13 protein-coding genes are annotated in these 13,574 nt (G+C 49.0%); 5 read left to right on the top strand and 8 right to left on the bottom strand.

The window, feature by feature from the left end; genetic code table 11:
• Positions 1 to 69: 69 nt before the first annotated feature.
• From OGX96_RS07725 to ugd, 4 genes are all read left to right on the top strand, one after another.
• Positions 70 to 969 (top strand): GNAT family N-acetyltransferase, encoded by a 900-nt coding sequence (locus OGX96_RS07725; RefSeq protein ID WP_198801584.1) that lies wholly within the window; start codon positions 70 to 72, stop codon positions 967 to 969.
• Between the two features lie 2 nt (positions 970 to 971).
• Positions 972 to 1,877, top strand: a complete 906-nt coding sequence (locus OGX96_RS07720; protein WP_167820086.1) for a glucosamine inositolphosphorylceramide transferase family protein — start codon at positions 972 to 974, stop codon at positions 1,875 to 1,877.
• A gap of 172 nt (positions 1,878 to 2,049) precedes the next feature.
• Entirely contained in the window at positions 2,050 to 3,456 is a 1,407-nt protein-coding gene (gnd, locus tag OGX96_RS07715; protein WP_167820085.1) for an NADP-dependent phosphogluconate dehydrogenase, read from the top strand.
• 198 nt (positions 3,457 to 3,654) lie between these two features.
• A complete protein-coding gene (ugd, locus tag OGX96_RS07710; protein ID WP_048215977.1) occupies positions 3,655 to 4,821 on the top strand; it encodes a UDP-glucose 6-dehydrogenase in 1,167 nt (388 codons plus the stop codon).
• 58 nt (positions 4,822 to 4,879) lie between these two features.
• On the opposite strand, the gene OGX96_RS07705 is transcribed toward ugd, so the two are convergent.
• The gene (locus tag OGX96_RS07705; RefSeq protein ID WP_198801585.1) at positions 4,880 to 5,884 is read right to left on the bottom strand and encodes an NAD-dependent epimerase; all 1,005 of its coding nucleotides are present in this window, start codon (positions 5,882 to 5,884) and stop codon (positions 4,880 to 4,882) included.
• A 399-nt stretch (positions 5,885 to 6,283) separates the two neighbouring features.
• On the opposite strand from OGX96_RS07705, the gene wzzB reads away from it, so the two are divergent.
• A complete protein-coding gene (gene wzzB / locus OGX96_RS07700) occupies positions 6,284 to 7,267 on the top strand; it encodes an LPS O-antigen chain length determinant protein WzzB (protein ID WP_198801586.1) in 984 nt (327 codons plus the stop codon).
• A 55-nt stretch (positions 7,268 to 7,322) separates the two neighbouring features.
• Here wzzB and hisIE read toward each other — a convergent pair whose 3' ends face one another.
• From hisIE to hisD, 7 genes are read right to left on the bottom strand one after another with little or no spacing between them, the layout of a single operon-like run.
• Positions 7,323 to 7,934, bottom strand: coding sequence for a bifunctional phosphoribosyl-AMP cyclohydrolase/phosphoribosyl-ATP diphosphatase HisIE (gene hisIE / locus OGX96_RS07695; RefSeq protein WP_000956425.1), 612 nt, complete (start codon positions 7,932 to 7,934; stop codon positions 7,323 to 7,325).
• Positions 7,928 to 8,704, bottom strand: coding sequence for an imidazole glycerol phosphate synthase subunit HisF (gene hisF, locus OGX96_RS07690; RefSeq protein ID WP_198801587.1), 777 nt, complete (start codon positions 8,702 to 8,704; stop codon positions 7,928 to 7,930). The genes hisIE and hisF overlap by 7 nt, the downstream gene beginning before the upstream one ends.
• The gene (gene hisA / locus OGX96_RS07685) at positions 8,686 to 9,423 is read right to left on the bottom strand and encodes a 1-(5-phosphoribosyl)-5-[(5-phosphoribosylamino)methylideneamino]imidazole-4-carboxamide isomerase (protein ID WP_008785166.1); all 738 of its coding nucleotides are present in this window, start codon (positions 9,421 to 9,423) and stop codon (positions 8,686 to 8,688) included. The genes hisF and hisA overlap by 19 nt, the downstream gene beginning before the upstream one ends.
• Positions 9,420 to 10,013, bottom strand: a complete 594-nt coding sequence (hisH, locus tag OGX96_RS07680) for an imidazole glycerol phosphate synthase subunit HisH (RefSeq protein WP_198801588.1) — start codon at positions 10,011 to 10,013, stop codon at positions 9,420 to 9,422. Before hisH ends, hisA begins: the two co-directional genes overlap by 4 nt.
• Positions 10,013 to 11,080 (bottom strand): bifunctional histidinol-phosphatase/imidazoleglycerol-phosphate dehydratase HisB, encoded by a 1,068-nt coding sequence (gene hisB, locus OGX96_RS07675; RefSeq protein WP_000080054.1) that lies wholly within the window; start codon positions 11,078 to 11,080, stop codon positions 10,013 to 10,015. The genes hisH and hisB overlap by 1 nt, the downstream gene beginning before the upstream one ends.
• Positions 11,077 to 12,156, bottom strand: coding sequence for a histidinol-phosphate transaminase (hisC, locus tag OGX96_RS07670; protein WP_198801589.1), 1,080 nt, complete (start codon positions 12,154 to 12,156; stop codon positions 11,077 to 11,079). The genes hisB and hisC overlap by 4 nt, the downstream gene beginning before the upstream one ends.
• A complete protein-coding gene (gene hisD, locus OGX96_RS07665; protein WP_191227050.1) occupies positions 12,153 to 13,457 on the bottom strand; it encodes a histidinol dehydrogenase in 1,305 nt (434 codons plus the stop codon). The genes hisC and hisD overlap by 4 nt, the downstream gene beginning before the upstream one ends.
• Positions 13,458 to 13,574: the final 117 nt, after the last annotated feature.

Below are 13,574 nucleotides of genomic sequence, written 5' to 3'. Positions count from 1 at the left end.
TAAATAATATAATCGCTTGGCTGTTTCTATCATTATTTATTTTTGTAATTCATGTATTGGAGGAGGGGTATGATAATTGCTTTAGAAAAAGTTGACTTAAAACTAATTACTGAACTTAAAGTTTTTTATAAATGTTATTATGCTGCAGATAATAAGCTTTTTAATGAGATGTATTTGCCATGGCTCTTGCATAACAATCCGCATGGAGAAGGTATTAGCGTAAATATCAAAATTGACAATGAGCTTGTTGCAAATATGTTCTTGATTCCTGTGAGGCTAATTCAGGATGGCAATGAAAAATATGCTTACTATGCTACTGATGTTTTGACTCATCCACACCATCGTGATAAAAACCTTTTTGTGAAATTGATCCGTCGAAGCATTGAGTATTTGAAAGAGCAAAATGCTTGTCTTATTGGTCATCCAAATAGTAATGCGCTACCGGGATGGAAAAGGACGAAAATGAATTTTCAGCCTATTATAAATTCTTTTTTATCTAAACCATCGCTATGCAATAAAAGAAAAGTCATTACAGACGTTTCACAAGTCAGAACGTCAGAAAAACAAGATATAATTAATATGCTTTGTAGCAGTAGCAATTTAATAGTTGCTAGTGACATGGATTTTTTAACATGGCGTTATATAAATCATCCGGTTAAGAAGTATAATGTTGAATTTATTTACGATAAATTTAAACTTGTTGGTGTGATCGTTTCTGTAAAATTTAAAGGTATTATCGATAGGGTTATCCATTATATCGTAAATCCTGGCTCTGAAGGTAAAGTTTTCAATTCAAAGATTTGTCCAAGAATTTTTTCTTTCAGTGGGTTAGAAGAGGATGATAGTTATAAGCATTATTTTTATGACAGACGAATTGGCTCCAATATAAATTACTTTATGACAGATTTCAGTTCTGAATCTCCTTGTGCTGACGGTCGTTACATCTCATTTGCTGCTTGTGATAATTGATTATGAGTTTGTTAAATAAAATTTTCTATAAGTTATTCGGACAAGATATTTGGCGTATAGGTATCGCATCTTGCGACTTGTCGCTTGTTTTAGATGGGGAACTACCGAAACAGAAGGTTAAATGGCTTGAAGTTAATATTAAAAGTGATTATGAGGCAGATCCATTTATATTTAAATTTTCTGAAAAGTATTATGTTGCGTATGAGGATTTTAACTACGTTTCAGGTAATGCGAAGCTAAAATGTATTGATTTAAATGGGGATGAGTATCCGTTTTTTGATGAGATAAATAAAAGTACTGGCCATAAGTCTTTTCCATATGTATTTGAGGCCGAAGGCGGTCTATATTGTATTCCTGAGGAAGGAGATCGCAATGGTGTTTATCTATACAGGTTCAATGTTGAGTTGAACAATTTTGAATTTGTTAGGGAGATATTGTGTGATGATATGTACGTTGACTCTTTCATCCATAATGTAAATGGTATCTATTATTTATTTACTTCGACTATAAACGAACCTTTCAAACAAAGATTATTCTATTCTGATTCTCTTCTTAATGATTTTGTCGAACATAGAATGTCCCCCATTGCAAAAAATAGCAGAGTCGGGCGAAATGGTGGAGGTATGCTTTGCTGCGACGATAAGTTTTTCAGAGTATCTCAAAACTGTACTAAAACTTATGGTGGTAGTATTGTCATAAGTGAAGTATCGCATCTTAGCCCTGATGAATATAAAGAAAACGAGTTCATGGAGATTTTTCCATTATATCCTTACAACAAGGGAATTCATACCTTATCAGTAAAAGATGAATATATTGTTTTTGACGGGAAAATAGTTAAATATAGATTTAGTAACGTATTTAGAAAATTAGCTTATAAACTCAAAATTAGTTTACCGTTCAGGAATTGAGCTTTTGTCGTAGAAGATATGCGATATTCAACCTACCAAACAATAATTTTTAAGTCAAAAAGCACCATAAGTGAACCTATCTCTATTCAGTGACATTAACCTGAGTTAACATCTAGAACACATTCAAGCCGCGCATGCGTCGCGCGGTGACCACACCTGACAGGAGTATGTAATGTCCAAGCAACAGATCGGCGTCGTCGGTATGGCAGTGATGGGGCGCAACCTGGCGCTCAACATCGAAAGCCGTGGTTATACCGTCTCCATCTTCAACCGCTCCCGCGAGAAAACTGAAGAAGTTGTTGCCGAGAACCCGGGTAAGAAACTGGTTCCTTATTACACGGTGAAAGAGTTCGTCGAGTCTCTTGAAACCCCACGTCGTATCCTGTTAATGGTGAAAGCGGGTGCTGGCACCGATGCTGCCATCGATTCCCTGAAGCCGTATCTGGATAAAGGCGACATCATCATTGATGGTGGCAACACCTTCTTCCAGGACACTATCCGTCGCAACCGTGAACTGTCCGCGGAAGGTTTTAACTTCATCGGTACCGGCGTGTCCGGCGGTGAAGAGGGAGCCCTGAAAGGCCCATCTATTATGCCTGGCGGCCAGAAAGAAGCGTATGAGCTGGTAGCACCTATCCTGACCAAGATTGCTGCTGTAGCTGAAGACGGCGAACCGTGCGTAACCTACATCGGTGCTGACGGTGCGGGTCATTACGTGAAAATGGTCCACAACGGTATCGAATACGGCGATATGCAGCTGATTGCTGAAGCCTATTCTCTGCTGAAAGGCGGTCTGAACCTGTCTAACGAAGAACTGGCAACTACCTTCACCGAGTGGAATGAAGGCGAGCTGAGCAGTTACCTGATCGACATCACTAAAGACATCTTCACTAAAAAAGATGAAGACGGTAAATACCTTGTTGATGTGATCCTGGACGAAGCGGCGAACAAAGGTACCGGTAAATGGACCAGCCAGAGCTCTCTGGATCTGGGGGAACCGCTGTCCTTAATCACTGAGTCCGTATTTGCTCGTTATATCTCTTCTCTGAAAGACCAGCGCGTTGCGGCATCTAAAGTACTGTCCGGCCCGCAGGCTCAACTGGCTGGCGATAAAGCAGAGTTCGTTGAGAAAGTTCGTCGCGCGCTGTACCTGGGAAAAATCGTCTCCTACGCGCAGGGCTTCTCTCAGCTGCGTGCTGCGTCTGACGAGTACAACTGGGATCTGAACTACGGTGAAATCGCGAAGATCTTCCGCGCGGGCTGCATCATTCGTGCGCAGTTCCTGCAAAAAATCACCGACGCCTACGCTGAAAACGCGGGCATCGCTAACCTGCTGCTGGCACCGTACTTTAAAAATATCGCTGATGAATACCAGCAGGCGCTGCGCGATGTAGTGGCTTATGCCGTGCAGAATGGTATTCCGGTACCGACCTTCTCTGCAGCAGTAGCCTACTACGATAGCTACCGTTCTGCGGTGCTGCCGGCTAACCTGATCCAGGCCCAGCGCGACTACTTTGGTGCACATACGTATAAACGCACCGATAAAGAAGGTGTGTTCCACACCGAATGGCTGGATTAATCTGATTTAGTCTAACTGTAAATGCAGGCCCGGAGCGCTCCTCCGGGCTTTTTTATTGCCAAAAAATGGGATTCAGTCAGGTCTGATATCCGGTGTTGTAGCAAAGCACGATATACTGGTGCAATGCAGAGCCGATGCGCGACGTTGTTGGCAGCGTGTTCACCCTCAAATGTTTAACCGGAAGAAGTTACACAGCGAATGAAGATAACTATCTCAGGAACAGGTTATGTTGGTTTGTCGAACGGTATTCTGATTGCCCAGCACCATGAAGTGGTCGCTCTGGATATCGTTCCGACGAAGGTCGAGATGCTGAATCAGAAAAAATCGCCGATCGTTGATAGAGAGATCGAAGAGTATCTGGCGACAAAACAGCTGAATTTCCGTGCAACGACCGATAAGTATGATGCTTACCGCGACGCGGACTACGTTATCATCGCGACACCGACTGATTACGATCCGAAAACAAACTACTTTAACACCTCGAGCGTCGAGTCAGTGATCCGCGATGTGGTCGAAATCAACCCAAATGCGGTGATGGTAATTAAATCAACGATTCCGGTTGGCTTTACGAACTCGATTAAAGAACAGTTGGGCATCGACAATATATTCTTTTCGCCAGAATTCCTGCGTGAAGGCCGTGCACTGTACGACAACCTGCATCCGTCCCGTATCGTTATTGGTGAACGTTCCGAACGTGCAGAGCGTTTTGCCGCGCTGCTGCAGGAAGGAGCGGTTAAAAAGGACATTCCGACGCTGTTTACCGACTCGACTGAAGCCGAAGCCATCAAGTTGTTCGCTAACACCTATCTGGCGTTACGTGTGGCTTACTTTAACGAGCTGGATAGCTATGCAGAAAGTCTTGGCTTGAATTCACGGCAGATTATTGAAGGTGTGTGCCTGGACCCGCGTATCGGTAATCACTACAACAACCCGTCATTCGGCTATGGTGGCTACTGTCTGCCGAAAGATACTAAGCAGTTGCTGGCGAACTACGCGTCTGTGCCGAATAACATTATTGGCGCGATCGTTGATGCGAACCGTACGCGTAAGGACTTCATTGCAGATTCTATTCTTGCGCGTAAGCCTAAGGTGGTCGGCGTGTACCGTTTGATCATGAAAAGTGGTTCCGATAATTTCCGGGCATCATCGATTCAGGGCATCATGAAGCGCATTAAGGCAAAGGGCGTGCCCGTTATTATCTATGAACCGGTCATGGAAGAGGATGAATTTTTCCATTCCCGAGTTGTGCGTGATCTTAATGCGTTCAAAAATGAAGCGGATATTATTATTTCTAACCGCATGACGTCAGAATTAGCTGATGTTGCCGATAAAGTGTATACCCGCGATTTGTTTGGTAGTGATTAATCTTGTCTCCATAAAAAAGGCCTTATATAAGGCCTTTTTTATTCTAATCAGCCAGTAATCAAACTTTGTAGAAATCACGGTACCACTCAACAAAGTTCTTCACCCCATCATTTACCGTGGTTTCAGGTTTAAAACCAATTACCTCATACAGTGCTTTAGTGTCCGCGCTGGTTTCCAACACATCACCTGGCTGTAGTGGTAGCATATTTTTCTTTGCTTCAATACTCAGTGCATCTTCCAGAGCCTGGATATAGTCCATTAGCTCAACCGGTGAACTATTGCCGATATTGTAGACGCGATAGGGCGCAATGCTGGCTGCTGGCGTGCCTGTTTCAACGGTCCATTGTGTGTCTGCGTGTGGAATGACATCCTGCAGGCGAATGATTGCTTCTGCGATATCATCAATATAGGTAAAGTCACGCTTCATTTTGCCATAGTTATAGACGTCAATACTCTTTCCTTCTAGCATCGCTTTGGTGAACTTGAACAGCGCCATATCAGGACGCCCCCAAGGACCGTACACGGTAAAGAAACGCAACCCGGTTGTGGGCAATCCGTACAGATGGGAATAAGTATGAGCCATCAGTTCGTTGGCTTTTTTGGTTGCTGCATACAGCGACACGGGATGATCGACGGAATCATCCGTAGAGAAAGGCATTTTGCGATTCAGGCCGTAAACTGAACTGGATGAGGCATAGAGCAAATGCTGAATTTTATTATGGCGACACCCTTCCAGTATGTTCAGAAAGCCTGTGAGATTTGAGTCTGCATAGGCATGTGGGTTTTCGAGTGAATAACGTACGCCAGCCTGTGCTGCGAGATGGATCACACGCTCAAAATGCTCGGATGCGAAGAGTTCACTCATACCCTCGCGGTCGGCTAAATCAATTTTATGAAACTGGAAACCAGGCTGCGCCAGTAATTCCAGACGAGCTTGTTTAAGGCTGACGTCGTAGTAATCGTTCAGGTTATCAATACCGACTACTTGATGGCCAGCCTCAAGGAGGCGTTTGCTAACGTGGAAGCCGATGAAACCAGCGGCACCCGTAACCAGGTATTTCATGTTTATTCCTCTTTTTGGCTAAATAATAGCCAGACACCAACAGGTGCTACTAAAAAGTGGAATGATACCTTTAGATGGTAAAAAAGCTAATTGTTATATTATTTACGCCTACCATTTTTACTGGTTAGAAGGTAAGTATTCACGATATGAATTCAATAAAATGAATTGTAAAGTATAACGATTAGCGGGCATGAAACCTGTTTGTTGATGGTTTTTTGCGCATGAAGATGTTCTTTGAGTATTGACACTTTTGTTTAATCGTATCGCTATTCAGTAGTGTTTGAAATACCAATCAAAATCCCAGAAACAATTTGATTTTTTTATCATTAATCCTATGGCATTGCCTCAATTTATAGCTAAACTAATCCCAGTTTAAGTCTTTCCTTATCTAGGGTTTCTATGTCTGTAAGTGATAACAACATGTCCGGGCGCAGTCACGATCCGGAACAGATTGATCTGATTGATTTACTCATGCAGTTATGGCGTGGGAAAGTAACGATTATTATCTGCATTGTTGTGGCAATAGCGCTGGCAGTAGGCTATTTGGCGGTGGCTAAGGAAAAATGGACCTCGACAGCTATCGTTACACAACCCGATGCGGGTCAGCTTGCCAGCTACAATAATGCTTTGGATGTACTATTTGGGGCTAACGCACCCAAAGTGACAGATGTTCAGGCGAGTTTTATCGGGCGTTTTAGTTCGGCATTTTCTGCATTGGCGGAAACGTTAGATAACCAGCAAGAACCGGAAAAACTATCAATTGATGCTGCGGTTAAAGGTCAGGCTCTGCCGTTAAAGGTTTCTTACACCGGTAAAACCTCTGAAGAGGCACAAAAAACGTTGGCGCAGTATATTCAACAAGTTGATGAAAGTGTTGCGAAAGAGCTTAATACTGACTTGTCAATGAGTCTGGAAACGCGACTGGCTGATTTGCAAAAATCTCTTGCAGCGCAGGAAGCAGTTGCGAAAGAGCAGAAAACCCTGCGTATCGCGCAGATGACTCAAGCACTTAAGGTTGCGCAACAGTCTAATATTAAGCTACCGCAGGTACAGCAGGTTGATCAAGTATCTCAGGATACTATGTTTATGCTGGGTAGTGAGGCACTTTCCTCAATGGTTGAGAACGAAGCTACGCGTCCTTTGACGTTTTCTGATCAATACTATCAAACGCGTCAGAACCTGCTGGCGGTGCAGGCATTACAAGTGGCGCCTGACAGCGTACACGCCTACCGCTATGTGATGAAACCAACGTTGCCGATTCGTCGTGACAGCCCGAAAAAAACGATTACCCTCGTGCTGGCGGTTCTGCTCGGTGGGATGATTGGTGCCGGTGTGGTGCTGGGGCGAAATGCTCTGCGTGGTTACAAAGCCAAAGCTGAGTAAGTCTAAAGCTGATAACAAAAAACCGGGCTCTGCCCGGTTTTTTTACGTCTGCAGATTACTGATGACGCTTACGTAAATTCTCAATCACCGTCGTCAGGTCGAGATCCTGGTCCTGCAGCAGCACCAGCAGGTGATACATCAGATCAGAAGCTTCATTTGTCAGCTCAAAACGGTCGTTCACGGTCGCAGCCAGCGCGGTTTCTACGCCTTCTTCGCCCACTTTCTGCGCGATGCGTTTGGTGCCGCTGGCATACAGTTTCGCGGTGTAGGAGCTGGCTGGGTCAGCGGTTTTACGTTCGGCCAGCAGTTGCTCAAGCTGATACAAAAACAGCCACTGGTGGCTTGCGTCACCAAAGCAGCTTGAGGTGCCTTTATGGCAGGTTGGGCCAATCGGATTAACCAGAACGAGCAGAGTGTCGTTGTCGCAGTCAGGCGCAATGCTCACCACATTAAGGAAGTGACCGGAGGTTTCTCCTTTGGTCCACAGGCGCTGTTTGGTCCGCGAGAAAAAGGTTACTTTGCCGCTTTCGAGCGTTTTATCCAGCGCCTCCGGGTTCATATACCCCAGCATCAGTACTTCACCGGAAACCGCATGCTGCACGATGACTGGCATCAGTCCGTCGGTTTTTTCCCAGTCCAGCTCGCGGCATTGTTGCTTCGTTAACATATCCTGATCTCCACGCCCTGTGTTGCCAGGTACGCTTTTAATTCGCCAATATTGATAATTTGCTTGTGGAAGACGGAGGCGGCAAGCGCGCCGTCAACGTCGGCATCCCGGAAGGCTTCCAGGAAGTGTTCCATGGTGCCCGCACCGCCGGAGGCAATCAGCGGTACGTGGCAAACATCACGCACTTTTTTCAGTTGCTCCAGGTCATAACCGTTACGTACGCCGTCCTGGTTCATCATGTTCAGGACGATTTCGCCCGCGCCGCGTTTTTGGACTTCCTGCACCCAGTCCAGTGTTTCCCACTGCGTGACGTGGGTACGGCTTTCATCTCCGGTATACTGATTTACATGATATTTGCCGGTGTCGGCGTCATACCAGGTATCAATGCCCACCACGATGCACTGCACGCCAAAGCGATCCGCCAGACGGGTGATAAGTTCCGGTTCGGCCAGCGCCGGGGAGTTGATGGAGATTTTATCCGCCCCAAAGGAGAGAATGCGCGCCGCATCGTCGATGGATTTAATGCCGCCGGCTACGCAGAACGGAATATCAATCACTTCCGCCACGCGTGATACCCAGCTTTTATCCACTACGCGTCCATCGCTGGAAGCGGTGATATCGTAGAACACCAGTTCATCTGCACCTTCATCGGCATAGCGTTTTGCCAGCGGGACGATGTCACCAATAATCTCGTGATTACGGAACTGGACGCCTTTTACCACCAGCCCATCACGGACGTCCAGACAAGGAATTATGCGTTTTGCCAGCATTGAATGGCCTCCTCAACGGTGAACTTTCCTTCCAGCAGGGCGCGTCCGACGATCACGCCGCGAACTCCGGTCCCGCGCAGGGCCGCTACGTCCTCGATTCCGCCAATGCCGCCAGATGACTGAAACGCCACCTGCGGGTATTTGGCGCATACTTCTTCATACAGCGCGACGTTTGAGCCTGCCAGCGTACCGTCGCGGGAGATATCGGTGCACAGCACGTGCTTCAGGCCGACGGGTAAATAGGTCTCAACCAGTTCTTCCAGTGAAACCCCGGAATCTTCCTGCCAGCCACTGACCGCAACCTGTTTATTACCGTGCTCGTCAATACGAACGTCCAGCGCCAGTACCAGCGCATCGGCACCAAAACGGGCAAACCAGCTCTTGACTATCTCGGGGGATTTTACCGCCGTCGAACCCACCACCACGCGCGCCACACCTGCGTCAAGTAGCGCCGCCACGTCTGCTTCCGTACGCACGCCACCGCCAACCTGTACCGGAACATTGACGCCAGCGACCAGCGTTTTGATCAGCGGGATCTGGCGCTGTGCCGGGTCTTTCGCGCCGGTTAAATCTACCAGGTGCAGCACTTCAGCACCCTGGGCTGCATAATCCTGCAAACGGGGGAGAGGATCGTTGCCGTAATCACGTTGCTTAGCGTAATCCCCCTGATGAAGACGCACCACCGTGCCGTCGATTAAATCTAATGCCGGAATAATCATTGCATCTCCAGAAAGTTTTTCAGCAACTGTGCCCCAGCCTCGCCCGAACGTTCCGGGTGAAACTGTACGCCAAAGAAATTGTCTTTTTGTACTGCCGCGGTAAACGGTTCGCCGTAATTGCACTGGGCGATGGTCCACGGGTTTACCGGCATAGCGTAGCTGTGTACAAAGTAGAAATAGGCGCCATCTCCAATGCCCTGGAACAGACGATTCCCCGCCTGCGGATAGACGCGATTCCAGCCCATATGCGGCAGCGGCAGACCGAAATCGGTCATCTTCGGGACGTCTTGCTCAATAATGCCCAGCAGGGAGACACCGTTACTCTCTTCGCTGCGACGGCCCAGCAGTTGCATACCTAAACAGATCCCCAGTACCGGTTGAGTACAGGCTTTAATCAGTTCAATCAGTTCGCGCTCGTGCAACTGGTCCATAGCCGCCTGCGCGGTGCCGACGCCCGGCAGAAACAGTTTATCGGCGCGCAGCACTACGTCCGGGTCACGGCTGACAACAGGATCGTATCCGTGGCGTGCGACGGCGGATTTTACCGAGTGCAGGTTGGCGCAGCCGGTGTCCAGAATCACCACGTTCATCACAGCACTCCTTTTGAAGAGGGCAGCGTGTCGCCTTCTACACGAATCGCCTGACGCAGCGTACGGCCAAAGGCTTTAAACAGGCTCTCCACACGGTGGTGGTCATTTTTGCCTTTGGTTTTCAGGTGCAGGGTGACGCCCATAGTGTAAGAGAGTGAACGGAAGAAGTGTTCGATCATCTCCGTGCTCAGATCGCCAACGCGCTGGTAGGTAAACTCCGCGCGGTACTCCAGGTGTGGACGGCCGGAGATATCCAGCGCGCAACGTGCCAGACACTCATCCATCGGCAGCACAAAACCAAAACGGTTGATGCCGCGTTTATCGCCTAACGCCAGCTTTAAGGCTTCGCCCAGCGCCAGACCGGTATCTTCAACGGTGTGGTGATCGTCTATATACAGATCGCCCTTGACGGCAATCTCCATGCGAAAACCGCCGTGGGTGGCGATTTGATCCAGCATGTGGTCAAAGAAGCCAACGCCGGTATTGATTTTGCTGCGGCCTTCGCGGTCCAGCCAGACTTTGACGTCAATCTGCGTTTCTTTAGTATTACGCTCAACGTGTGCGTAGCGGTCACGTTTGGTCAACTGCTCGCCGATCATCGCCCAGTTCAGGGTGTCGCGATGGTAACGCAATCCGCTAATGCCCATGTTTTCAGCGAGCTGAATATCGGTCGCCCGATCGCCAATGACGTAGCTGTTCGCCATATCCATGGCCTGTTCAACCAGATACTGTTCAACCAGCTTCACTTTTGGCTTACGGCAATCACACTCGTCCGCTGGCAGGTGCGGGCAAATCAGTACCTCATCAAACGTCACACCCTGAGAGGTGAAAATTTGCATCATCAGGTTATGCGGACCGTCAAAATCAGCCTGCGGGAAACTCTGGGTTCCGAGTCCATCCTGGTTAGTGATCATAACCAGCTTAAAACCTGCTTTTTGCAGTTTCAGCAAAACGGGAACAACTTCCGGCTCGAAGGCGAGTTTGTCAAAGCGATCGACCTGAAAGTCACTTGGCGGTTCGGAAATCAGGGTTCCATCACGGTCAATAAAAAGATACTTCTGGCTCATACTTGCTCCGCACGTAAGGCGTCAATGACGCGCTGGCTCTCTTCACGGGTTCCGACAGTAATTCGCAGGCAGCCGCTTAACGAAGGTTGTTTATTCTGATCTCGTAAGATAATGCCCTGATCCCACAAAGATTTAAATATGCTACTTGAAGCGGTGAAGCGCGCCAGAACATAGTTGGTTTCAGAATCGAATACCTGCTCTACACAGCGAATTGTTTTCAGGTTATCTACCAGATACTGACGCTCTTCCAGGATCTGCTCTACGCGTTTACGCATGGCGGAAATCCCTTGCGGCGTCAGCGCCTGGGCGGCGATATCTGCCACCGGCGTAGAAAGTGGGTAAGGGGCTATCACCTTTAACAGCAGATTGATAACCTCTTCATTCGCCAGCGTAAACCCGCAGCGTAAACCGGCGAGCGCAAACGCTTTGGACAACGTGCGTAATATCACCAGATGCGGATACTCAGAAAGCCAGCCCGCCAGCGTGGCCTGCGGGCAAAACTCAATATAGGCCTCATCAGCGACCACAATAGCTTTACCCTGCGTCATGTCGAGCAGCGAACGCAGATCCTGTGGCTTGATCAGCTGGCCGGTTGGGTTGTTCGGGCTGCATACGTAAATCACTTTCACGCCATCAAGCTTGTCCGCGATGCCTTGCAAATCAAGTTGCCAGCTATCAAGGGTTGGAACGGTGCGGCACTCAACGCCAATCGTTTCGGCGCTGACGCTGTACATGCCGTAAGTCGGCGGGCAGTACAGAATGGCATCTTTACCGGGTTCGCAAAAAGCGCGCACCAGCAGTTCGATCCCTTCATCTGCGCCGCGGCTGACCAGTACCTGCTCCGGTTTGACGTCAGCATACTGCGCGTAATTCTCAATCACCGCTTTCGGCTGGCATTCCGGGTAGCGGTTCAGCGTTTGCTGACTGAGCTGGAACTCAACGGCGGTGGGGTATTCATTCGCGTTGAGCCAGACATCGCCGTTACCACCGAGACGACGGGCAGACTGATAGGGCGTTAATTCGCGAACATTCTTACGGGCTAAATCAGTGACGCTGAGAAAGTTGTCAGTGCTCATGCTTGCTCCTTCAGGGCGTTAACGCGCAGGGTGACGGCATTTTTGTGGGCAGTCAGTCGTTCAGCAGCGGCCAGTATTTCAATGGTTGAGGCCAGGGCCGAGAAACCTTGTGGATTTAATTCCTGTACGGTCATCCGTTTCTGGAAATCAGCCAGCCCAAGGCTTGAGCAGGTCGCGGTATAGCCGTAGGTCGGAAGAACGTGGTTGGTGCCAGAAGCATAGTCGCCTGCGGATTCCGGCGACCAGTCGCCGAGGAACACCGAACCGGCGCTAGTGATCTCATCAACCAGTTCACGCGCGTTGCGAGTCTGAATAATCAGGTGTTCCGGACCGTAGGCGTTAGATATTTCAACGCACTGCGCCAGATCTTTCGCCACGATTAAGCGGCTGGCGGAGAGTGCCTGACGTGCGGTCTCTGCGCGGGAAAGCTCAGCAAGCTGGCGTTCAACGGCTTTGGCAACGCCTTCGGCAAGCGTAGCGTCTGGCGTCAGAAGGATAACCTGCGAGTCGGGGCCGTGTTCTGCCTGAGATAGCAGGTCAGAGGCAACAAAGTCCGGCGTCGCGCCGCTATCGGCGATAACCAGCACTTCGGACGGGCCTGCAGGCATGTCGATGGCCGCGCCGTCAAGACGCTGGCTGACCTGGCGTTTGGCTTCGGTCACATACGCATTGCCCGGCCCGAAGATTTTATCAACCTTAGGAATAGATTCGGTGCCCAGCGCCAGCGCGGCAATTGCCTGCGCGCCACCCACATTAAACACCTCTTTTACGCCGCACAGCTGCGCGGCGTAGAGGATTTCATCGGCAATCGGCGGCGGTGAGCACAGCACCACTTTTTTGCAGCCGGCGATGCGCGCCGGGGTCGCCAGCATTAATACGGTAGAAAACAGCGGCGCCGAACCTCCAGGAATATACAGGCCCACGGAAGCGATAGGGCGGGTAACCTGCTGGCAACGCACACCCGGCTGGGTTTCGATATCCACCGGCGGCAGGATCTGCGCGGTGTGGAAAGTATCAATATTACGCACCGCCGCCTGCATGGCTTGTTTCAGTTCGTCGCTCAGGCGACTGCTGGCTTGCTGGATTTCTTCCTCGGTCACGCGCAGCGCGCCAACCTCGGTTTTATCGAACTTTGCGCTGTATTCACGCAGCGCCCGGTCGCCGTTATTTTTGACGTTCTCAAGGATCTCAGCCACTGTGCGGCTAATGCTTTCAGAGGCGGAAATGGCCGGGCGCATCAGCAGTTCGCGCTGCTGCTCGGGGCTACAGCTATTCCAGTCAATCAGGGTATTGAAGCTCATGGTCGTTACTCCATTATCGGGTGTTGCCGGATGGCGGCGCTGCCTTATCCGGCCTACAAGACCCGTAATATCGATGATTGTGACAATTCTTGTAGGCCTGATAAGCGAAGCGCCATC

Origin of the sequence: Citrobacter sp. Cpo100 (assembly GCF_030332595.1) — a bacterium.
Lineage (GTDB): Bacteria > Pseudomonadota > Gammaproteobacteria > Enterobacterales > Enterobacteriaceae > Citrobacter > Citrobacter portucalensis.
This window is presented reverse-complemented; position numbering and strand designations above follow the sequence as displayed.